Below are 22,368 nucleotides of genomic sequence, written 5' to 3'. Positions count from 1 at the left end.
GCGTTAACCGCAGCCGAACTACGGCTGAACTTCCGACTGCGGCTTCCGGTAGAGCCAGGTCAGGCGCGGTTCCAGCACCCACCTGAAGACGGCACGGGTGACCGGCAGACACAGGATGATCGCCAGGACGAACGAGCTCACGATGATGGCCAGGGTGCCGAGCGGCCCCTCCAGCCACGACAGCTTCAGCAGCCCGAAGTCCTTCAGGATCAGGATCGGGATGCCGTGGAGGAGATAGGCGTACAGGGTCCGGGTGCCGAGGTCGCTGAACCACGTCTCGCGCTTGGGGATGATCGAGAGAACCGCGAAACAGAGCGCCAGCACGCCCACCATCCAGGCCAGGCGGAAGCCGAGGGCGTACCACCACTCCTGGTTGAGGTCGGCATAGCTGTACCGGTTGTAGAAGATCTTCAGGCCGAGGTCGGGCGCGAGCACGATCGCGGCGGCGGTCCAGGCGGCGAGCACGAAGGCGCTGACCATGCGGACCCACGACTTCTGCAGCCATTCGAAGTGCTGCGGCTGAAGGATCATGCCGAGCACGAAGAACGGCAGCAGGCCGAAGAACCGGTCCATGCTGAAGTCCTGTTCGAGCTGGGAGAAGCCCGAGATCAGATAGACCGCCACGGCCACCGGGAACGGCCAGCGCAGCCGCTTCCACACCGGGACCGTGATCCGCCAGAGCAGCAGCGCGACCAGATACCAGTTCATCCAGGCCGGGTCGGTGATGGTCAGCGTCCACTTGCCGCCGAGACCCCAGCGCAGCGCGGCGTAACCGAACTCCACGATCACATACGGGATGAGGATCGTGTCGACGAGCTTGTTGACCTTGCCCTTGGAATCCCAGAAGTTCCGCGACAGATAACCGCTGATCATGACGAAGAGCGGCATGTGGAACGCGAACGCCCAGATGTACCCGGCCTTGTTCGCCGGGTCGGCGTTGATCGTGTCCCGGAGCGCGTGGCTGGAGATGACCAGGGCGATCAGGATGAACTTGACGTTGTCGAGGTAGGGGGAGCGCGGCTTCTTGGCCGGCTGGGCCTCCTCGCCTCCGTATGCCCCCGGGGGCGCGGACGTGGGCGGGGTGGCCGCCCAGGCGGGGAGCGGCATGGAGGGGGACTCCGGGAAGCCGCCGGTGTTGTGGGCGCCGACGGCAGCGAAGCTGTCGGTCTGGAAGTTCTCGAACCCGGGCGGCTGGGTGGGCAGCGGGGCCGACGGCGGGTCATAGGGGGAGCGGCGGCGCTGCTGCTGCCACGGGCTCCAGTCGGCCGGGGCCTCCGGCCCGTTCTGGCCACCCTGGGGAGCACCTGGGGGCGGGCCCTGCGCGGCGGCCGCGTGGGGGATGCGCTGGCCCGCCGGGGCGCCGAGGTGAGGGCCGGGCGTGTGGGGGATCCGCTGTCCTGCGGGGGCACCGGGCTGCTGGCCTCGCGGGTCGTCCTTGGGGCCGCCGCCGCCGAAGTAGTCGAACCCCTCGGGAGGGGCGTCGCCGCCCGCGCCGCGCTGGTCACGAGGCTTGCGCTGCGGCAGCGGGTCGGCGGTGGAGGCGTTGGTGGGCGCGGCGAGCGGACCGGCACCGGGGTAGGAACCGGGGTGTCCTCCCGGGCCCGCGCCGGGGAACGGCCCGGGGCCGCCTGCCGGGTGCGTGCCGGGGAAGGCGCCGGGAGCGGCCAGCGGGCCGGTGCCCGCGTAGGAACCGGGCTGTCCTGCCTGGCCTGCTCCGGGGAACGGCCCGGGGTGTCCTCCCGGGCTCGCGCCGGGGGTGGCCACTGGGCCGGTACCGGAGAAGGAACCGTCTAAGGAGCCGGGGAAGGGCGACGGATGTCCCGGCGGCGCAAAGGAGTCGGCGAGCTGCCCGCCCGAGGCGTAGGGGTTCGGCGGGAGCTGCTGCGGGCCGGTCGCGTGCACGCCGTGGTGCTCACCCGGCCGCCCGGTTCCGGGCGCGCCGTAACCGTCGGCGGTCTGCTGGGGACCCGTTCCGAAACCGCCCTGAGCGTCGCCCGGCTGCGGGGAACCCGTTCCGTAGCCCTGCTGGGGGCCCGTTCCATAGGCGCTCTGAGAATCGCCTGCTTGCTGGGGACCCGTTCCGAAACCACCCCGAGCGTCGCCCGGCTGCTGGGGACCCGTTCCGAAGCTCTGGTGAGGGCCGGTTCCATAAGCGCCCTGCGCGTCGCCTGGCTGCTGGGAGCCCGCTCCGAATGCGCCGCGATCGTCGCCCAGCTGGTTGTTCGCCCCGAAACCGCTGCCCTGGGGGCCCATGCCGAAAGCGCTGTGAGCGTCGGACGGGTGGTGGGGGCCCGTTCCGGTCGGGCCCTGGGGGTCGACCGGCTGGCCGGGGGCCAGGGGGTCGGCGGGGATGACGGGGAGGTCGAGGTGGGTGTCGTCGGTGATCCGGCCCATCACTCCCGTGGGTGCGTCCTCAGCGTCCGGATTCGGAACCGGGGGGCGGTTTCGGATGTCGCTCACGTGTCACTCACGGAAGAACGCTCAGCTATCTGTCAGGGGACGGAACCAGACAAGGCCTGACAATGCCTCCGGAATGGCGGAAAGGAGACCGGGGCGCCCAGGCCGGACACCCCACCTTAACGTTCTTGTCGCCGGGATGTCGCAGGAGGGCGGAATCTCCGGGAAATCCGGAATCCGCCCTCCAGGTGGCTGAAAGGCCCGTCAAACAGGGGGATCAGGTCGCGCAGATGTCGGTGTTCGAGTCGACCGTCGACTCGTCTTCGGCCGCCGACAGGGGGACCTTCACGCCGCCCCAGTCCTTGCCGACGACGATCTGGATGATCGGTCCGACGGCCTTCTTCGGCCCGCCCGGCGCCGGGGTCGTCGCCGTGAACGGCTTGACGTTGGCCACCGGCAGGAGCGTCGTCGACGGGTCGATCGGCTTCAGCAGGGACGCGACGAGCATCTTCGAGCCTTCCCAGCCCGCGCCCTTGTATGCGACCGAACTGGTCTCCTGGTCGCTGCCGTCGGCCTTACGGCCGTCGCCGATCTGGGTGACCCTGAAGCCCTGCGCGGTCAGCGCCTCGGCGACCTCGCTGGCCTTGCCGTCGGTGTTGGTGCCGTTCACGACCTGGACCCGCACCTGCGCGGGCTCGGTCGGCTTCGGTCCGGCCGGAGCCGAGGGCTTGGGCTCGCCGCCGCCCTCGCTCGACCCGCCCTCCGCCGGCGGGGCCGCCGACGCGGGCGGGCTCGGGGCGGCCGTGGAGACCTCGCTGTCGGTGCGGATGGCCGCGAACAGGTTGTTGGCCTGCGGCTGCCTCCACTGCACCCGGTTGGCGTCGGCCACGTAGGCCTCGACCGGGACGGTCACCGCCTTGAAGCCCTTGGCGGTCAGTTTCTGCGCGCTCTGCGCGACCTGGATCAGGGTCTCGGTGTTGAGCTGGTCGTCCGTCTCGACCGAGCTGGTGGCGGCGCCGATGAACTCCGCGAGCTTCGCGAAGTCGGTGACCAGGGCACTGCTGGTGGCCTTCTTCACGACCTGCGAGAGGAAGACCTGCTGGCGCTTGATGCGCTCCAGGTCGCTGTTGTTGCCGATCTTGCGGATCCGGACGTAGCCGAGCGCCTCTTCGCCCTGCACGATCTGCCGGCCGGCGGGCAGCTTGAGCTTGGACGCGCGGTCGTCGACCGCCTGCGGCAGGCAGACCTCGATGCCGCCCAGCGCGTTGACGATGTTCTTGAACCCGGTGAAGTCGACCTTGATGTAGTGGTCGACGCGGATGTCGGTGAGCGCCTCGATGGTCTTGATCGTGCACACGATGCCGCCGAGGTTGAACGCCGAGTTGATCATCCCGAGCTGGGCCGGCATCGCCTGCTCGGTCTGCACGTTGTCGCACGACGGGATCTGCACCATCGAGTCACGGGGGAAGCTGATCAGCAGCGCCTTGTCACGCTGCGGCGACACGTGCAGCAGCATGATCGTGTCGGTGCGCTCGCTCTTGTCCTCGCGGGCGGCCTTCTGGCCGTAGCGGGCGTTGTCGCCCTGCCGGGTGTCGGAGCCGACCAGCAGCACGTTGAGGGCGCCGGTCTGGTTCTCCGGGCGGTTCTCGCCCAGGGCGCCGTCGAGGCTGGTCGTGCGGATGTTGCCGAGCGTCCGGCGGTAGACCGTGTAGGCGGTCAGGCTGCCGGCGACCATCACGGTGGTGAGCACCACGCTCACCCACCCCAGGGCGCCCAGGCCCGCCTTCTTCCCCGGGCCACGACCGCCGCCGCCCTTGGGTGCCTTCGGGGGGCGTCCGGGCGGACCGGGCGGGCCGCCGATCGGCGCCGACAGTGGCGCCGGGTGGGGCATGGGCGCGGCGGCGACCGGAACGGGAGCCTGCGGAGGGGAGACGGGGAGCGGGACGTCCTCGGCCTCTTCCTCGTCGTTCTTGCGCCGCTTGAGCCAGCGGAAGCGCCGCGGCTCCTCGTCGTCGTCCCAGCGGTCGCCGACTCCCCAGCGGTTCTCGTCGAAGTCGGGGTCGCCCTCGGTCTCGCGGCGGCGCGGGGCCGGCTCGGGATACATGGGCGGCGGTTCGAAGGGCGGCTGCTGCTGCGGGGGGCCCCCGGGATTGGCGGGATTGGCGGCGCCAAAGGACCACGCACCGCTGCCCCACCCGGGCTGGTCGCCGGAGGGGACGTTCCGGTGGTCGCTCATACCGTCTCCTCGACTGAAAACGCGTCGAAGGCGGGGGCGTCGTGAATGATTCGCTCGCTCATTGCGCCTTCGAGATTAGGTCACGATGCGGTCGCCCGGCCCAGCGATCTCCGATTTGGGCTGGCGGACAGCATACTCATTAGTGGACATTTCACGGTATGCGGTTGTGCTGAGCTCTACTTGCATTTCGCTGACATCGCAGGTGAGAGAGCTAGTGCGGCGGCCAGGAACGCCAGGGGGGCGACGGGCAGGACGTACCGGTAGTCGAAGACCGCCGTAGCGGCCGGGACCACCAGGAGCGCCCATGCGACCGCCCACGGAATGAGGACGTCCGAACGTCGCGCCGCGATGACGGGAACGAGCAGAACGAGCAGGAGCAGCGGCCCCGGTAGTGCCAGCACACTCTGATAGTTACGGAGCCAGCCCGCCACAGGTTCGATCACTTGCGTGGATATAGGGCCGTTTTCATATCGACGGGCGAGTTCGACCCCAAGTGTGTCCCGGGTCTGCGGCTCGGCCGGGATCGCTTCCGGGAACTCGTAGGTGGCGTACACCTCGGGGTTGGGGTAGACCGGCCGGCCGGGCTCGAACGCCCGGACCAGATCCCGCGCGGCGGTGGCCAGGTAGTCGCCCGGCTGCCTGGTGATGGCGAGCATCGAGAACCGCTGCGCGAGTGCGTCGTTCTCGGCCGTGAAGGTCTCTCCCGGCAGCCTGACCAGCGGGGACGTGGCGTCCCAGACGTAGTCCTGGGCGGGCGGGCGGACCTTCCGATCGTCGCAGAGCACCGCGAGGTCGGCGGGCGGCTTCATGATCGAGCAGTCGGCGAACGGCATGACGCGGACGTAGAGGAACGCCCCGTTCGCCCCGACCAGCCCGACCCGGTCGTGGACGGAGGAGAACCAGGCACCGTAGGCCACGACCGGCACCAGCGCCCCCACCGCGAAGACGCCGACGAGCCTGCGGGCGCGCCATCCGTACAGGACCAGGAAGACGACGATCAGCGGCAGGCCCACGGTCCGGGTGATCGTGGCGGCCCCCAGCAGCAGCCCGATCCCCAGGGCCTTTCGCCACGTCGGCGGCCTCAGCGCCAGCACGGTCGCCGCGACGACGAGGAACAGGAAGAGCGTGTCCGAGACGAGCAGGTGCTCAAGCTGGATCTGGTACGCGTCCAGCAGGACCACCGCCGCCGCGATCACCCCCAGGACCTTCCGCCGGATCGCGCCGTAGATCAGCACCGCGGTCGCCAGCCCCAGCAGATGCTGGACGATCACCACCAGCCCGAAACTGTGGAACGGCTCCAGCAACCGGAGGAAGAAGGAGTATCCGGCCGGCCGGACCAGATCCGGCCGGGGCCGGATGGCCGTCACGACATAGGTGTAGGTGTCCGGAAACCAGAGCGCCGGCTGATACCCGATCACCGCCAGCACCCGCAGCGACGCCCCCAGCAGGAACACCCCGGCGAACCAGGGATTCGCCCGCACCCACGCCCTGCTCACGGGCCCCCTGACGGCGGTCGCCGTCGGAGTGGTCGTGTCGTGGTGGGTCATCGGGCTCCAGGTCAAGGGCCTATCGCGGGGGCGCGTCGCCCGGCCACGGTACACCGCTAGGCTCTGGCCCATTCGTGCGCTGAGGATCGACCTGTCACCGGGGCGGCTGCTGGCCGTCTCGGCGGCGCTGCCTGCGCTGGCCCTGTCGGGCTGGCTGCTCGCCGGGCTGCTGCTGGTGTTCCTGGGGTGGTTCGGGACCTGGCAGATGATCCTTCTCGGGGTGCCGGCGGCGGGGCTGTTCGTCTGGGCGGGGTGGCCGAAAGATGAGGTCGCCGCCACCTGGCTGCAGACGGGGTCGGTGTTCCTGGTCGCCGTGGCGTCGGGGGTGTTCAACACCGTCTACGCCTCGCAGCAGTACATCGTGCGGCGCGATCCGGCCACCTACGAGCAGTACGCCATCTGGCTGCAGCGCCACGGCGGGCTCCCCATCCCCGAGAGCATCGACGCCTTCGGGGGCGGCGACGCGGCCCTCAGGTTCGCCAGCATGGGGTTCTACGCCCACGACGGCGCGATCGTGCCGCAGTTCATGCCGGGTGCGCCGATCCTCTACGCCTCCGGGTTCACCCCGGCGTTGCTCGGCGCGCTGGCGGTGCTGACGATCGGGGGAGTGACCGCCAGGCTGACCCAGGCGCGCTTCGCCTGGATCGGGGCGCTGGCGTTCGCGGTGGCGATGCCGATCCTCTACACCTCGCGCACGACGTTCAGCGAGATCCCGTCGCTGGTCCTGCTGTTCGGCGGGATCGCCCTGGTGCTGGCCGGGCGGCGGATGTTCGTGGCGGGGCTGGTGTTCGGGCTCGCGCTGCTGATCCGGATCGACGGGCTGCGGGACATCCTGCCCGTGCTGGTATTCGGCGTCGTCGCGCAGCGCAAGCTCCTGGCGGGGGTGCTGGTCGGCGGCGGGATCGGGTTCGGGGCGGGCTTCGTGCTCTCCCGGCCCTACTTCGACTACCTGAGCGGCTCGCTGCTGCCGCTGCTGGCGATCTGCGCGGTCGTGCTGGTCATCGCGCCGTTCGTGAAACGGGTCCCACGGTGGCTGCCGAACGTCGCGGCGGCCGGGGTCGTGCTCGGAGTCCTGGCCTTCGCCGTCAGACCTCTCGTCGAGACGGTCAGACGCGTTCCCACGAACCCCGACGACGAACTCACGGCCAAGTTGATCGAGTCCGTGCAGAGAGCCAACGGGCTCCCGATCGATCGCGCGCGTCTCTATTACGAGGATTCGCTCTACTGGGTCATCTGGTACGTCGGCCTCCCGGCCCTCCTCCTCGCCGTCTTCGGCGCGTTCACGCTGATGCGGAAGATGGAGAAGCCGTGGCTCCTGCCGACGGCGATCATCCTGTGGACCACGGTCACCACGCTCTACCGTCCGGCCATCACCGCAGATCACCCGTTCGCCGCCCGCCGCCTGGTCCCGGTGATCGTCCCCGGGCTGATCCTCCTGGCGGTGTGGGGGGCCAGGAAGCTCCCCGTCTGGGCGATCGCCGGCCTGCTGGTCATCCCGCCCGTCATCACCTCGATCGGCACCGCGTTCACCCCGATCGAGAGGGGCGAGAAGGCAGCCGTACAGGAGATGTGTGACGCGATCCCGAAGGGTTCGACGGTGCTGATCGTCGAACGGGTCACGGGAGACCGGCTCACCCAGGTGGTCAGGGGTCAGTGTGGGTTCCCCACGGCCAGAGTCGCCTATCCGGACGGGAAAGATCTCCCGCTGGAAGCGGACGTGCGCAGGATCATCGCCAAAACGCATAGTCCTGTGCTGCTCGCCGCCGAAGCCGGGCAGCTCACCGCCTACGGCACGCCCAGGCAGGTCATGGCCCTGCGGACCCGGCAGGACGAGCGGTCCCTTGTCAAAGCGCCTGACGGAACATGGTCGCTGAGCGTCGACGTCTGGCTCGCCGTGCCCTGATGTGCGGTCGGCGTGCGACTGGGCAGAGTACCCTCTTCCGACGTGGACATGCCCCCGGAGAGTGGACCAGTGGTGAGCGAGAATCCCTACGTCACGATCGTGCTGCCCTGCTACAACGAGCAGGACCATGTGATCGACGAGGTCGAGCGGATCTGCGCCGCGATGGACTCCTCGGGTTACACCTACGAGCTGGTCGCCGTCGACGACTGCTCCACCGACGCGACGCTGGAGCGGCTGCGCGAGGCCGCGCCGAGGTTCCCGAGCATGCGGATCAGGGCCTTCCACCGCAACGGCGGGTCGGGCACGGTCCGGCGCATCGGGTCGCAGGAGGCCAAGGGCGAGATCGTCGTCTGGACCGACGCCGACATGACCTACCCCAACGAGCGCATCCCCGAGCTGGTCCAGATCCTCGAGAAGGACTCGACGGTCGACCAGGTCGTCGGGGCCCGCACCACCGAGGAGGGCTCGCACAAGCTGCTCAGGGTGCCGGCCAAGTTCGTGATCAGGAAGGTCGCCGAGCGGCTGGCCGGGCAGAAGATCCCCGACCTGAACTCGGGCCTGCGGGCGTTCCGCAAGTCGGTCGCCAAGCCCTATCTGCGGCTGCTGCCGCCGGGGTTCTCGTGTGTCACGACGATCACGCTGGCGTTCCTGTCGAACCAGCACGACGTCTACTACCTGCCGATCGACTACGCCAAGCGGGCCGGGAAGTCGAAGTTCAGCTTCTTCGGCGACGCCTACCGCTACATCCTGCAGGTCCTGCGGATGATCATGTACTTCAACCCGCTGAAGGTCCTCATGCCGCCGGCTCTGTGGCTGGTCGGGATCGGTCTGGTCAAGGGCGCCTACGACGTGGTCAACTACGGCTTCTACCTGACCAGCAACGCCATCGTGATCTTCCTGTCGGGCATGCTCATCGGCTCGGTCGCGCTGCTGGCCGACCTGATCGTCCGGTCGCGCGGCAACGAGTGATGAAGGTCGTCATCGTCGGGCCGACGTTCCCGTACAAGGGCGGCGGCGCCCAGCACACCACCGAACTCGCCCACCGGCTCGCGCGGGCCGGGCACGACGTCGTGATCGAGTCGTGGCTGGCGCAGTATCCGTCGTTCCTCTATCCGGGCGTGCAGACCATCGACACGCCTGAAGGTGAGCCGTTTCCCCAGGTGAGGCGCCTTCTCGACTGGCGCCGCCCCGACGGCTGGGTCGCCTGCGGGCGCCGCCTGCGCGACGCCGATCTGGTGATTCTGACGGTCCTGTCGCCCGTGCAGGTCCCGCCCTATTTGGGGATCCTGTACGGCCTGGGCAAGCAGGCCCGGGTGATCGCGCTCTGCCACAACGTCCTGCCCCACGAGACCAAGCCCTACGACAAGCCGCTGATGAAGGCCCTGCTCAAACGGGTCGACGGCGTGCTGGCCCACTCGGATGCGCAGGCGACGCTGGCCCGGGAACTGGGCCAGCCGTTCGTGAAGGTCGCGCCGCTGCCGCCCCACCTGCCCTCGGCCGGTCTTTCCGGCGAGGGTTCTCTGAGCAGGCGGTTGCTCTTCTTCGGCATCGTCCGCCCCTACAAGGGCCTCGACCTGCTGCTTCGGGCCCTGGCCCAGGTCCCCGACGTGCGGCTGACCGTCGCCGGGGAGTTCTGGGGCGGGACGGAGACCACGATGGCGCTGATCCACGAACTCGGCCTGGCCGACCGGGTGGAACTGCGCCCCGGCTACGTCCCCGCCGACGACGTGCCGAGGCTGTTCGCCGAGGCCGACGCGCTCGTGCTGCCCTACCGGTCGGCGACCGCCTCCCAGAACGTCTGGCTCGGCCACGAACACGGCGTCCCGGTCATCGCCACCCGGGTCGGCGCGCTGGCCGACAATGTGACCGACGACGTCGACGGCCTGCTGGTCGAACCGGGCTCCGCCGACGCCCTCGCGACCACCCTGCGCCGGTTCTACGAACCCGGCACCCCCGAACGCCTCCGGGCCGGGGTCAAGGCGGTCGACCCCGAGCCGTACTGGTCCGCCTACCTGGCCGCGCTCTGAACGTTTTCACAAGAGGGAAGGACGCCCGTGGGCACCGAACGCGCCGCGCAGCTGGAGTACTCCGAGTTCCAGTCGGCGATGCTCGACGAGGCCAAACGCCGCCGCAAGGCCGCCAAGATCATCGCGGTGCTGGCCCACTTCCTGGGGCGGGATGAACGCCCCCTGGAGGGGCTGACCGTCGCCGACATCGGCTGCTCGGCCGGCTTCATCGCCGACGAACTCGCCCTGGCCGGGGCCCGGCACACGTTCGGCATCGACATCGACGTCCCGGGCCTGCGCAAGGCCGCCTCGCGGTTCGGCGAGCGGGTGGCGTTCGTGTGCGGCGACGGGACTCGGTTGCCCTTCCCGGACGGCTCGGTCGACGTGCTGGTTTTCAACCACATCTACGAGCATGTGGTCGACCCCGACGCGGTGATCGCCGACATGCACCGGGTGCTGTCCGACGACGGGGTGCTCTACCTGGGCCTGGGCAACAAGCTGGGGGTCATGGAACCCCACTACAGGCTGCCCTTCCTGTCCTACCTGCCGCCCCGCGCCGCCGACCGGTACGTCAGGACCTTCGGCCGAGCCGACAACTACTACGAGCGCTTCCGCACGCGCGGCGGCCTGCAGCGGATGCTGGGCGACTTCCACGTGTGGGACTACACGTTCCCCGTCCTGGCCACCCCGGAGGCCTTCGCGGGAGGCGAGCTGTTCGCGGGCCCGGCGGGGAAGGCGGCGAAGGCCGCCCTGGAGAAGACCCCCCGGCCCGCCCTGCGCGCGCTGCTGCCGATCGTGCCCACCTACATCTGGGTGGCGACCAAGACTTCCCGCCGCCCGTCGGGTGTCGCCTTGCCGCAGCCGCCGGAGGCGGTGCCGACCCGCAGGCAGGCAGCTCAGGCGTCGTGAAAGAAGCTGATAAATCCGGCGTGGTAGGGGATGGGCTGCACGGAGCCGGTGAGAACGGAGCACAGGACGAGCCTGGTGCGGTGGTCGCGTCGCCGCGGAAATCGCTGCTGAAGAGGGTCGTCAGGTTCGGGTTCCTGGCGGTGGCGCTCGGGTTCGGGGTCTGGGCGGTCGCTTCGCAGTGGGATGCGATCAGCGACGGGCTGAGTCGTCTGTCGTGGCCGTTGCTCGGGCTGTCGCTGGTCGCGGTCATCGGGGCGTTGCTCGCCGGGATGCTGATGTGGCGGGCTCTGCTGGCCGATCTCGGGTCGCCGCTGAGGCTCGCCGACGCGGCGAAGATCTTCTTCATCGGGCAGTTGGGGAAGTACATCCCGGGCTCGGTCTGGCCGGTGCTCGCCCAGATGGAGATGGGCAAGGACCATGGCATCCCGCGATCCAGAAGCGCGGCGGCCTTCTTCCTGACGTACCCGATCTATCTCGCGACCGGTCTGCTGGTCGCCGTCGCGACCCTGCCCGCTTTCGCGGGTGACTCGGTGGCGGGCTATGCCTGGTTGCTGCTCCTGCTGCCGGTTCTCGCGGTCGGGTTGCATCCCAAAGTCGTCAACGGCGTGCTCAATCTCGGGTTCCGGCTGCTCAAGAGGCCGCCATTGGAACGGCCGCTGACCGCCCGGGGGGTGCTGACCTCGACGGGGTGGGCGTTCGCGGGGTGGGCCGCCTACGGTGTCCAGCTCGCCGTGATCGTGCACGGCCTCGGCGCCACCGGGCCCCGCGCCGTTCTCCTCAGCTTCGGGGCTTTCTCGCTCGCCTGGTGTCTCGGGTTCGTGTTCGTGCTGGCCCCGGCGGGCGCCGGGGTGCGGGAGGTCGCCATGGTCGCGGCGCTCGCGCCGGTGCTCGACCAGGGATCGGCGATCGCGGCCGCGCTGGTCTCACGGGTGGTCGTCTCGATCGGTGATCTGGTCTGTGCGGCGTTCGCGGGTTGGCGAGCGGGCAAAACGGAAAAAACCGTGGAATAGCTACGGAATCCGTTTCTGGAACGTGGCCAATCGTGTGATTTCGCTCACGATTGGCGTTCCAGGCGGCCTACAGTGGCATTCAAGGGCGAGGGAATCGGGGCCTTCCGTCACGGTCTACCTTCGCCGTGCTGTGAACCTTTCTCATCCGCGGAAATCCGGCGGTCGCGAGAGGTTCAGAGGGGAGCGACCGCGTTGAAACCACGAGTTCTCGTCGACGCCGCTGCTGTACCGGCCGACCGAGGCGCCCTGATCCGTTACGTCGACGGGCTGCTGGCCGCGCTCGACCAGCAAGGCGCCGATCTTGTCATCGTCTGTCAGCGGGCCGACGCAGAAAGGTACGCCCATCTCGCGCCCGGCGCGAAGATCGTGCCCGGCCCCCACGCCATCGCCAACCGGGGCGCCCGGCTCGTCTGGGAGCAGACCGGTGTGCCGCTGCTGGCCCAGCAGGTCGGCGCCGACGTGATCCACGCGCCCTTCTACTCCGTCCCGCTGCGCTCGGAGGTGCCGAGCGTGGTGACGATCCACGACGTCGCCTGCTTCACCGAGGCCGACCAGTACGAATCCGACCGCGCCGCCTTCTTCCGTTCGGCCACCAAGACCGCCGCGCGGGCCGCCCGCCGGGTGATCACGCCGTCGAAGGCCACCCGCGACGAGCTGATCCGGGTCGTCGGAGCCGACCCCACCAGGATCGACGTCGCCTACCACGGCGTCGACCTCGATCTCTTCCATCCGCCGGCCGAGGCCGAGGTGCGCCGGGTGACCAGCCGCCTGGGCATCCACGGACGTCCCTATGTCGCGTTCGTCGGCCCGGCCGAACCGCGCAAGAACGCGCCCAACCTGATCAGGGGCTTCGCCAGGGCCGTCGAGGGCATGGAGAACCCGCCCGCGCTGGTCATCGCCGGGCCCGCTGAGAGCGGGCGTGAGGTCGAGGCGGCCATGCGGGAGCTCCCGGGCGGCGTCACCGTCGTACGGACCGGTTATCTGCCGTTCGGCGATCTCGCCGGGTTCTACGGCGGCGCGCTGGTGGCGGCGTTCCCGTCGCGGTGCGAGGGGTTCGGGATGCCGGTGCTGGAGGCCATGGCGTGTGGCACGCCGGTGCTGACGACGCGGCGCACGTCTCTGCCGGAGGTGGGGGGCGACGCGGTGGCGTACACGGAACCCGATTCGGAAAGCATCGGGGTGGCGCTGCGGGCCCTGCTCGATTCACCCGGGAGACGGGTGGAATTGGGCGCGGCGGGGCTCGCGAGAAGCAGAGAATTCAGCTGGAAAATGTCTGCGCACGCACATCTCGTTTCCTATCAGCGTGCGACGGAACATTGAGTTAACCTCGCCCATGTGACCGAGCCTGCTTTGCCCCGACCCGATCATCTTGAGGCGATTCTCCTGGTGGGAGGGCGGGGGACCCGCCTACGGCCGCTGACCCTTTTCACCCCGAAACCGCTGCTTCCCACGGCGGGGGTGCCTTTTCTCGCCCATCAGCTCGCCAAAGCGCGGGCCGCTGGGGTGACCCGGATCGTCTTCGCGACCTCGTACAAGGCGGAGATGTTCACCGAAGCCTTCGGCGACGGGTCGGCGTTCGACCTGGAGATCGTCTACATGACGGAGGAGACCCCCCTCGGCACCGGCGGCGCGATCCGCAACGCCGCCGAGGCGCTGATCTGCCGTGACGACGCGCCGGTGCTGGTGCTCAACGGCGACATCCTCTCGGGCCACGACGTCACCGCCCAGATCGATCTCCACGTGGCGCGCAAGGCCGCTGTCACGCTCCACCTCACCGAGGTCGACGACCCGTCGCGGTTCGGCTGCGTGCCGACCGACGAGCAGGGCCGGGTGACGGCGTTCCTGGAGAAGACCCCCAACCCCGTGACCAACCGCATCAACGCCGGTTGCTACGTCTTCCGGCGGTCCGTCATCGACAAGATCCCGTTCGGCGAGGTCGTCTCGGTCGAGCGGCAGACCTTCCCCGGCCTGATCGAAGACGGTCAGACGGTGCTCGGCTTCGCCGACTCGACCTACTGGCTGGATGTGGGCACTCCGGCGGCCTTCGTCCAGGGCTCCGCGGATCTCGTACGCGGCCTCCTCGCCTCCCCCGCCCTCCCGGGTGCGCCCGGAGAGGCGCTGGTGCTCGACGGCGCGACCGTCTCTCCCGAGGCCAAGATCACCGGCGGTTCGGTGATCGGCGCAGGGGCCACCGTGGGGGCCGGCGCGATCGTGCACGGTAGCGTGGTGGCCGACGACGCCCGCATCGCCCCTGGTGCGACGGTGGTCGACTCCGTGATCGGAGCCGGCGCCTCGATCGCCGAGGGAGCCGTGGTGCGGGAGTCGGTCATCGGCGACAAGGCGTCCATCGGGGCGCGCAACGAACTGACGGCGGGCGCCCGGGTCTGGCCCGGCATCGAACTGCCGGAATGCGCGGTGAGGTTCTCAAGCGATGCGTAGTGCCTGAACGAAGCTGGCGCCCCGACGGCCCCCTCGACCTGGGGCTGACGTTGGCGCCGCACCGGCACGGGTCGGGGGACCCCGTCTGGCAGACCACTCCGGACGGGGCCCTGTGGCGCGCCTGCCGCACCCCCGAAGGGCCGGGAACGCTCCGGATCTCCGTCGTCGCAGGTCAGGTGCACGGCCTGGCGTGGGGTCTCGGCGCCGAATGGCTCCTGGAGACGATGCCCGACCTGCTGGGCGCCGGCGACCCCGCGGAGGAGTTCGGCGCCCTGCTCGACGCGATGGGAGACGACGACCCCGTCGCCGGCTTCCTGAAGGGGCTGCACCTGCGGGCGTCCGGGCTGCGCATCGGCCGGACCGGGCGGGTCTTCGAGGCGCTGGTGCCCGCCGTGCTGGAGCAGAAGGTCGTGGGCCGGGAGGCGTTCCGGGCCTGGCGCTGGCTGGTGCGCAAATACGGCGACCCCGCCCCCGGGCCCGGCCCCGAAGGGCTCAGGGTGCCTCCCTCGCCCGACACCTGGCGGCTCGTGCCGTCGTGGGACTGGCACAAGGCGGGTGCGGAGGCCGTACGGGCAAGAACGATCATCAACGCGGCCCGCCACGAGGGAAAGCTGGAGACGGCGGCCACCACCTGGGAGGCCGACCGCCTGCTGCGCGCGCTCCCCGGCATCGGCGTCTGGACCTCGGCGGAGATCCGCCAGCGCGCCCTGGGCGACGCCGACGCCCCCAGCGTGGGCGACTTCCACATCCCCGGCCTGGTCGGCTTCGCCTTCACCGGCGCGAAGACCGACGACGAGGGCATGCTCCGCCTGCTCGAACCCTTCGCCGGCCACCGCCACCGCGTGGTCCGCCTGATCGAGATGAGCGGCCGCCGGCCGCCCGGCCGGGGCCCCCGGATGGCTCCCCGCGACTATCGCGCGTTCTGATCAACGTAATGTGCAGACTATGACGGCAGCTATGAGGCGGGCGCTGGCACGCGCACGCGACGGGAAGACGATCGACGTCGCAGAGGCGGCCATCCTCCTGGAGGCCCGCGACGCCGACCTCGACACCCTCCTCGACCACGCCTCCCGGATCCGTGACGCGGGCCTGGAGGCGGCCGGACGCCCCGGCGTGATCACCTACAGCCGCAAGGTCTTCATCCCCCTGACCCGCCTGTGCCGGGACCGTTGCGGCTACTGCACCTTCGCGACCGCCCCCGCGAAGCTCCCGAGCCCGTTCCTGTCACCCGACGAGGTGCTGGCCATCGCCCGCGAGGGCGCCGCCATGGGATGCAAAGAGGCGCTGTTCACCCTGGGCGACCGTCCAGAAGACCGCTGGGACGCCGCGCGGGAGTGGCTCGACGCGCACGGTTACGACGACACGCTGTCCTACGTACGCGCCATGGCGATCCGGGTGCTGGAGGAGACCGGCCTGCTGCCGCACCTCAACCCGGGTGTGCTGACGTGGCGCGACTTCCAGCGGCTCAAGCCGGTCGCGCCGTCGATGGGCATGATGCTGGAGACGACCTCGACGGCCCTGTTCACCGAGAAGGGCGGCGCCCACTACGGGTCGCCGGACAAGGACCCCGCCGTCCGGTTGCGCGTCCTCGAAGACGCCGGACGCTCCAACGTGCCGTTCACGACCGGGATCCTGATCGGGATCGGCGAGACCGTCCTCGACCGGGCCGAGTCGATCTTCGCGATCCGCCGCGTGGCCCGGGAGTACGGCGGCATCCAGGAAGTGATCGTCCAGAACTTCCGCGCCAAGCCCGACACCGCCATGCGCGGGATGCCCGACGCGGACCTCCAGGAGCTGGCCGCGACGATCGCGGTGACCCGGATGGTGCTCGGGCCGCGCATGCGGGTGCAGGCCCCGCCGAACCTGATCGGCGGCGAATACGGCCTGATGATCCGCGCCGGCATCGACGACTGGGGCGGCGTTTCCCCGCTGACCCCCGACCACGTGAACCCGGAACGGCCGTGGCCCGCGATCGAGGCGCTGTCGGCGATCACTTCGGAGAACGGCTTCGACCTGCGGGAACGCCTGACCATCTACCCCGAGTACATCCGCGCGGGGGAGCCCTGGCTCGACCCCCGCCTGCTGACCCACGTGTCGGCTCTGGCCGGTCCCGACGGCATGGCCCTCGACGTGAACCCGGCACCCCACCCGTGGCAGGAACCCGACGGCGGATTCGCCGCGTCGGGCCGGGTCGACCTGCACACCGAGGTCGACACCACCGGGCGCACGACCGACCGCCGCGACGACTTCGACAACGTCTACGGCGACTGGGACGCCCTTCGCGATCGTCTCCCCACCGCCGTCTCGATGACCGGCGACGGAGCCGAGGCCCTGCGCCAGGCCGCCCGCGACCCCCTGGCCCTCACCGACGCCCAGGCCGAGTCCCTGCTGAGCCTGACCGGCCCCGCCCTAGACGAGCTGTGCGCCCTGGCCGACGGCCTGCGGCGCGAGGTCAACGGCGACGACGTGACCTACGTCGTCAACCGGAACATCAACTTCACCAACGTCTGTTACACCGGCTGCCGCTTCTGCGCCTTCGCCCAGCGCCGCACCGACGCCGACGCGTACACCCTCAGCCTCGACCAGGTCGCCGACCGCGCCGAGGAGGCCTGGGCGGCCGGCGCGACCGAGGTCTGCATGCAGGGCGGCATCCACCCCGACCTGCCCGGCACGGCCTACTTCGACATCGCGCGGGCGGTCAAGGCCCGGGTGCCCGGCATCCACGTGCACGCCTTCTCCCCGATGGAGGTCATCAACGGCGCCAGCCGCACGAACCTCTCCATCGAGGACTGGCTGACAGGAGCCCGCGAGGCGGGCGTCGACTCGCTCCCCGGCACCGCGGCGGAGATCCTCGACGATGACGTCCGCTGGGTGCTGACCAAGGGCAAACTCCCCACCCGCGAGTGGATCGACGTCATCACCACGGCCCACCGCGTGGGCATCCCCACGACCTCCACGATGATGTACGGCCACGTCGACAACCACAGCCACTGGGTCAAGCACATCCGCCTGATCCGCCGGCTCCAGGAGGAGACGGGCGGCTTCAGCGAGTTCGTCCTGCTCCCGTTCGTCCACCACAGCGCGCCCATCTACCTGGCCGGGATCGCCCGTCCTGGTCCCACGGCCGACGAGAACCGCGCCGTCCACGCGGTCTCCCGGCTGCTGCTGCACGGCGCGATCCACAACATCCAGTGCTCGTGGGTGAAGCTTCAGGACGACCTGTGCCGCCAGGTCCTGACCGGGGGAGTGAACGACATCGGCGGCACCCTGATGGAGGAGACCATCTCCCGTATGGCGGGGTCGGAGAACGGGTCGTACAAGACCATCTCCGAACTGCGCCAGATGGTCGAGCTCAGCGGCCGGCCGTTGCGGCAGCGCACGACCGAATACGGCACCCCGTCCCCCGAGCGCCAGGACGCGGCGGCGGCGAGCGACGGAGTGTGCGCGAGCGTGCGACGCGTGCTGCCTCTCGTGAACTGACGTCGCGAAGTGGTTACAAAGCGTGTCCTGCCGGACGGATGACCCGAAAATAGGCGGGTGACGGGGCGATGGTGGCACTGGTTGGTGGCCGGGGTGCCCATCGCCGTGCCCATTGCCGCCCTGGGATTCCTGCTGCGTTCGTGGGAACTCGGTGACCTGGCGGATCTCGCCCAGCTCGTGTCGTTACTCGGACTGGTCGCCCCGGTCCTGGTCGGGACGGTCACCTGGTTCCGCTCCCGGCGCCGGCCGGAGGTCGTCACCAGCGGCGGCGCGCTCGACGAACTGGTCCGGACGATCGGCGAGGCCTCAGACCGGGTCGAGCAGTCGATGGTCCGCCAAGACGCGCTCGGGGCCGGGCTGCTGGAGATGCGCGAGCGCCTGGCCGAGGCGACCGCCCGCCTGACGGCCGAGCGGCAGACGCTACGTGACGACCTGTCAGCCCGGGAACGGTGGGTGGCGGCCGACGATCAGGAGCGCCGGCGGCTGAAGGCCGAGATCGAACGGATGCGCGAGGATCTGGAGTCGGCCCGGCGGCGCTTGGCGGACACCGAACGATTACATGCGGCGATTCAGCGGCGGCTCGATGAGTCCGAGCGGCAGCGCGCGGAAGCGGAACGGCTGCGCACCCAGGCTGATGAGCAGGCGGCGGATGCGCGGCGGCGGCTGGCGGAGTCGGCGGGTCAGCGTGGAATGGAGAAGACGCCGCGTGCCGATGCGCTGGTCCCGGTCATGACCGCGCGGGAGCTGATGGGAGACGACGACCGGCGGGCCGCCGAGGAGATCCTGCGGCGGATCGACACGGTCCTGGAACGCGAGGCGGCCGCCCTGGGGGAGGTGAGCGGCGACCTCGCCAAGAGCCGGGAGTCGGCAGCGCATCCCCCTGCGATCGACCGGCCGGAGAGATCGCGAACGAGGCGGACCGGCGCGGCGCGGCGACTTGTGGCCGCGAGTGTGGTGTTGGGAGCCGGGTTCCTGGTCGTGGTCGTGCTCGCGACGTCGCTGGTGTGGCGTCTGCTCGCGGAACCGGGGTCTCCGTCGCCCTCGCCGTCACCCTCTCCGCCCTCTTCGGCGGCCCTGCCCGCGGGCTCGGACTGGAATCCCCGCAACTTCGCCTTCGGCCAGCAGATCGGACATCCGCTCCAAGGTCACAACAGTGATGTCCTGGCGGTGGCGTTCGGAGAGGTGGACGGCGTTCCGGTCGCGGTGTCCGGCGGAAGTGATCACAAGGTGCGGGTGTGGGACCTGACCAATGGCAAGCCGCGTACCCCTGCCATGGACGGCCACACCGGTGATGTCTGGTCCGTGGCGGTCGGGCAGGTGGACGAGGCTCCCGTAGTCGTGTCCGGCGGGGAAGACGGCACGGTGCGGGTGTGGGACCTGGCCGGCGGCAAGCAGCGTGGTCAGCCTCTGGAGGGCCACAGCGGCCCTGTCTACGCGGTGGCGTTCGGAGAGATGGATGGGGCTCCGGTGGCTGTGTCCGGAGGAGCCGACGGCACGGTGCGGGTGTGGGATCTGGTCACCGGCCGGCAACGTGGTCTCCCACTGAACGGCCATACCGGTGTCGTCAGGGCGGTGGCGTTCGGGCACGTGGGAGATGTCCCGGTCGCGGTGTCCGGAGGAGCCGACGGCACGGTGCGGGTGTGGGATCTGGTCGGCGGCAAAGAGCGTGGCAAGCCGGGGAAGGCCCATACGGGTGATGTCCTGGCGTTGGCATTCGAGCAGAGGTTCTCTTGGAGCTTCGGGCAGGAGACTTCCGCCTCGTTCGCGGTGTCCGGCGGGGGCGACGGCACGGTGCGTAAGTGGAACCTCTTCAGCGGTCAGGAGCATGACTTCGCCCTGGAAGGCCATCGCGACGCGGTCAGGGCGGTGGCGTTGGGGGACGTGGGTTCGGATTCGGTCGCGGTGTCCGGTGGAGATGACGGCACGGTGCGGGTGTGGGATCTGAGCAGTTGGCGGCAGCGTGGTCTCAACCTGGAAGGCCACACCGAGCAGGTCACCGCGGTGGCGTTCGGGAGTGTGGACGGGGTTCCGGTCGCCGCGTCCGGTGGGCTGGACAACACAGTCCGCCTCTGGAGCCTGAAACCCTGATCGGTCAGCGCGTGACGTAGAAGTCGTCGGCCGACCTCGGCGCCCGGTCCCTCGGCGGTTCGGCCGCGTGGCCGATGGCCACCGCGCCCATCGGGTCCCAGTCGTCCGGCAGGTTCAGGACCTCACGCACCACCGGGCGGCAGAACATCGTGGACGACACCCACGCCGACCCCAGCCCCTCGACCGCGAGCTGGACCAGGAAGTTCTGCACCCCCGCCCCCATGGCGACCACGAACATCTCGCGCTCCGAGGCGTTGCGCCGGTCGTCCCGGTAGGTGTGCGACCCGTCCATGACCAGGCACGGCACCGCCAGATACGGCGCGTCCCGCAGCACGTCACCCCGCCTGACCCGCTTGGCGATCGACTCCTCGGTGAACCCGTCGCCGCGCAGGTCGGCTATCCACGCCTCGCGCATCGCGTCGACCAGCTCACCCCGGGCGGCGGCCGTCTCCAGCAGGACGAAGCGCCACGGCGTCGTGTGGTGCGGCGCGGGAGCCGCGATGGCCGCCGCGACCGCGCGCCGGACCGCCTCCCCGTCGACCGGCGCGTCGGAGAACTTCCGGATGGTCCGCCGCGCGAACACCACGTCGGCCGAGCCGTATCGGAACATGTCCTGGTCGGCGGGCCGGATCAACACCGCGCCGCCGGGACCGTCGTCGCCGGTCACCAGATGACCCAGACCGGAGACCACGGCCACCGGCACACCAGAAAGCTTGCCCTTCACCAGTTCGGCCGCCGCCGCGATCTCGTCGATCAGCGCGGTCACCGTCGCGTTCAAAGGGTTGCCGTAGGTGTCGGTCGTGCCGCGCAGGTCCTCCAGCGGCTGGACGCCGGAGGCGCCCAGCGCGACGTCGGTCAGCCCGAAACGCCACGGGCGGCCGAAGGTGTCCGAGACGATCACGCCGACGCGGACTCCGGCGAGGTCGAAGAGCCGCCGCCGGATCGCCGAGGCCGACGCGTCGGGGTCCTCCGGCAGCAGCAGCACGGTCCCGGGAGCGGTGTTGGACGCGTCCACGCCCGCCGCCGCCATCACGTATCCCTGCCGCGTCTGGGCGATCACGGTGTCACCCCGCCGCGCCACCACCCGGGCGGTCTCGGCCGCGATGGCCGCCGAACGGTCGTCACCGCGGACAACGCGGCCTTCGGCCTTGCTGACGATCTTGGAGGTCACCACGACCACGTCGCCGTCGGCCAGGCCGGGAGCGGCCTTCGCGATCAGGGCCGCGATGTCGTCGCCGTATCCGATCTCGGGCAGTCCGGGCACGCCACTGATGGTGATCACGCCGCTGACGTTCGTCATGCCGCCACCCTCTTCGCCAGGTCGAGCGCCGCCGCCGCCAGGTCCCGCGTCGCCTCCGGCGAGGACATCAGCAGCGGCCGCGCCTCCACCGCCACGCCTTCGAGCGCGGTCGACGCGTCCTCCTCGGCCACCAGCCACCCGTCGAGCAGTTCCGCCCCGTAGAGCTCCAGCACGCCCTGCGCGGAGGTCTCCACGCCGATCGCCGTCAGGCACGCGTCGGCCATGCCCCGCACGGGAGCGCCGCCGATGATGGGCGAGACGCCGACCACGGTCTTGGCCGCCACCGCCGCGCGGATGCCGGGGATCTGCAGGATCGTCCCGATGCTCACCACGGGGTTGGACGGCGGCAGGATCACCACGTCGGCCGCCTCAAGAGCCTCCAGCACGCCGGGCGCCGGCGTCGCCTTGTCCGCCCCGACCAGGGCGATCTCCTGCGCCGGAACCGAAGCGCGCATGCGCACCCACCACTCCTGGAAGTGGACGGCCCGCCTGGCGTGCTCCTCGCCGACCACCACGTGGGTCTCCACCCGGTCGTCGGTCATCGGGATCAGCCGCACCCCGGGCTGCCAGCGGTCGCACAGGGCCTCGGTGATCGCCGACAGGGGATAGCCCGCCGCGAGCATCTGGGAGCGCACGATGTGGGTGGCGAAGTCGCGGTCGCCCAGACCGAACCACTGGGGTTCCATGCCGTAGGCGGCCAGCTCCTCTTTCACGGTGAATGTTTCAGCGGCGCGGCCCCAGCCCTGCTCCTCGTTGATGCCGCCACCGAGGGTGTACATCACGGTGTCGAGGTCGGGGCATACTCGGAGGCCGAAAAGCGTGATGTCGTCGCCGGTGTTGCCGATGACGGTGACGTCTGATTCCGGAGCCGCCGCCTTGAGGCCGCGCAGGAACCGGGCGCCGCCGATTCCGCCAGCCAGGGACACGATGCGCATGCCTGACAGTCTGGCATTGCGTGGGAAACGTGAGATTGATGGGTCGCCGGGCATCCATGTCAGGCATATGCAAAACTCAGTTCCCATAAGCCGCATGAAAACCTGGGGGTAACTGTGG

The 22,368-nt window shown here is 70.2% G+C and carries 15 protein-coding genes; 10 read left to right on the top strand and 5 right to left on the bottom strand.

What is annotated here, in order from left to right:
* Positions 1-18: 18 nt before the first annotated feature.
* From AW272_RS45755 to AW272_RS31665, 3 genes are all read right to left on the bottom strand, one after another.
* On the bottom strand, positions 19-2,394 hold the full coding sequence (locus tag AW272_RS45755) for an acyltransferase family protein (RefSeq protein ID WP_083958902.1): 2,376 nt from the start codon (positions 2,392-2,394) through the stop codon (positions 19-21).
* Positions 2,395-2,674: 280 nt separating this feature from the next.
* On the bottom strand, positions 2,675-4,633 hold the full coding sequence (locus AW272_RS31670) for an LCP family protein (protein ID WP_245657821.1): 1,959 nt from the start codon (positions 4,631-4,633) through the stop codon (positions 2,675-2,677).
* Between the two features lie 176 nt (positions 4,634-4,809).
* On the bottom strand, positions 4,810-6,180 hold the full coding sequence (locus AW272_RS31665) for a hypothetical protein (protein ID WP_157518926.1): 1,371 nt from the start codon (positions 6,178-6,180) through the stop codon (positions 4,810-4,812).
* Between AW272_RS31665 and AW272_RS31660 the strand changes: the two genes are divergently transcribed.
* The 10 genes from AW272_RS31660 (at position 6,164) to AW272_RS31615 (ending at position 20,015) form a co-directional block, all read left to right on the top strand.
* The gene (locus AW272_RS31660) at positions 6,164-8,083 is read left to right on the top strand and encodes a hypothetical protein (protein ID WP_245657820.1); all 1,920 of its coding nucleotides are present in this window, start codon (positions 6,164-6,166) and stop codon (positions 8,081-8,083) included. The two genes, AW272_RS31665 and AW272_RS31660, sit on opposite strands and share 17 nt — an antisense overlap.
* A gap of 48 nt (positions 8,084-8,131) precedes the next feature.
* Positions 8,132-9,052 carry a glycosyltransferase family 2 protein gene (locus tag AW272_RS31655; RefSeq protein WP_066373118.1) on the top strand — a complete coding sequence of 307 codons (921 nt, stop codon included), beginning with the start codon at positions 8,132-8,134 and terminating at the stop codon, positions 9,050-9,052.
* Positions 9,052-10,110: a glycosyltransferase family 4 protein gene (locus AW272_RS31650; protein WP_066372996.1), complete on the top strand. Its 1,059-nt coding sequence runs from the start codon at positions 9,052-9,054 to the stop codon at positions 10,108-10,110. The genes AW272_RS31655 and AW272_RS31650 overlap by 1 nt, the downstream gene beginning before the upstream one ends.
* A gap of 27 nt (positions 10,111-10,137) precedes the next feature.
* Positions 10,138-10,998: a class I SAM-dependent methyltransferase gene (locus AW272_RS31645; protein WP_218011141.1), complete on the top strand. Its 861-nt coding sequence runs from the start codon at positions 10,138-10,140 to the stop codon at positions 10,996-10,998.
* A gap of 80 nt (positions 10,999-11,078) precedes the next feature.
* A complete protein-coding gene (locus AW272_RS31640; RefSeq protein WP_245657819.1) occupies positions 11,079-12,008 on the top strand; it encodes a lysylphosphatidylglycerol synthase transmembrane domain-containing protein in 930 nt (309 codons plus the stop codon).
* 192 nt (positions 12,009-12,200) lie between these two features.
* Positions 12,201-13,328, top strand: a complete 1,128-nt coding sequence (locus tag AW272_RS31635) for a glycosyltransferase family 4 protein (protein WP_066372994.1) — start codon at positions 12,201-12,203, stop codon at positions 13,326-13,328.
* A 15-nt stretch (positions 13,329-13,343) separates the two neighbouring features.
* Positions 13,344-14,447 carry a mannose-1-phosphate guanylyltransferase gene (gene manB / locus AW272_RS31630; protein WP_245657818.1) on the top strand — a complete coding sequence of 368 codons (1,104 nt, stop codon included), beginning with the start codon at positions 13,344-13,346 and terminating at the stop codon, positions 14,445-14,447.
* A complete protein-coding gene (locus AW272_RS31625) occupies positions 14,447-15,373 on the top strand; it encodes a DNA-3-methyladenine glycosylase family protein (protein ID WP_245657817.1) in 927 nt (308 codons plus the stop codon). Before manB ends, AW272_RS31625 begins: the two co-directional genes overlap by 1 nt.
* Before the next feature lie 10 nt (positions 15,374-15,383).
* Positions 15,384-17,927: a bifunctional FO biosynthesis protein CofGH gene (locus AW272_RS31620; protein WP_275527334.1), complete on the top strand. Its 2,544-nt coding sequence runs from the start codon at positions 15,384-15,386 to the stop codon at positions 17,925-17,927.
* Positions 17,928-17,984: 57 nt separating this feature from the next.
* Positions 17,985-20,015 carry a WD40 repeat domain-containing protein gene (locus tag AW272_RS31615; protein ID WP_157518924.1) on the top strand — a complete coding sequence of 677 codons (2,031 nt, stop codon included), beginning with the start codon at positions 17,985-17,987 and terminating at the stop codon, positions 20,013-20,015.
* A 4-nt stretch (positions 20,016-20,019) separates the two neighbouring features.
* Here AW272_RS31615 and AW272_RS31610 read toward each other — a convergent pair whose 3' ends face one another.
* Positions 20,020-21,315, bottom strand: coding sequence for a coenzyme F420-0:L-glutamate ligase (locus AW272_RS31610; protein WP_066372987.1), 1,296 nt, complete (start codon positions 21,313-21,315; stop codon positions 20,020-20,022).
* Positions 21,312-22,250: a 2-phospho-L-lactate transferase gene (gene cofD, locus AW272_RS31605; protein WP_066372985.1), complete on the bottom strand. Its 939-nt coding sequence runs from the start codon at positions 22,248-22,250 to the stop codon at positions 21,312-21,314. The genes AW272_RS31610 and cofD overlap by 4 nt, the downstream gene beginning before the upstream one ends.
* Positions 22,251-22,368: the final 118 nt, after the last annotated feature.

The sequence above is a fragment of the Herbidospora mongoliensis genome (genome assembly GCF_001570545.1).
Classification (GTDB): Bacteria; Actinomycetota; Actinomycetes; order Streptosporangiales; family Streptosporangiaceae; genus Herbidospora; species Herbidospora mongoliensis.
Note: the sequence above shows the minus strand (reverse complement) of the source record. Positions and strands in the feature narration are given on the sequence as shown.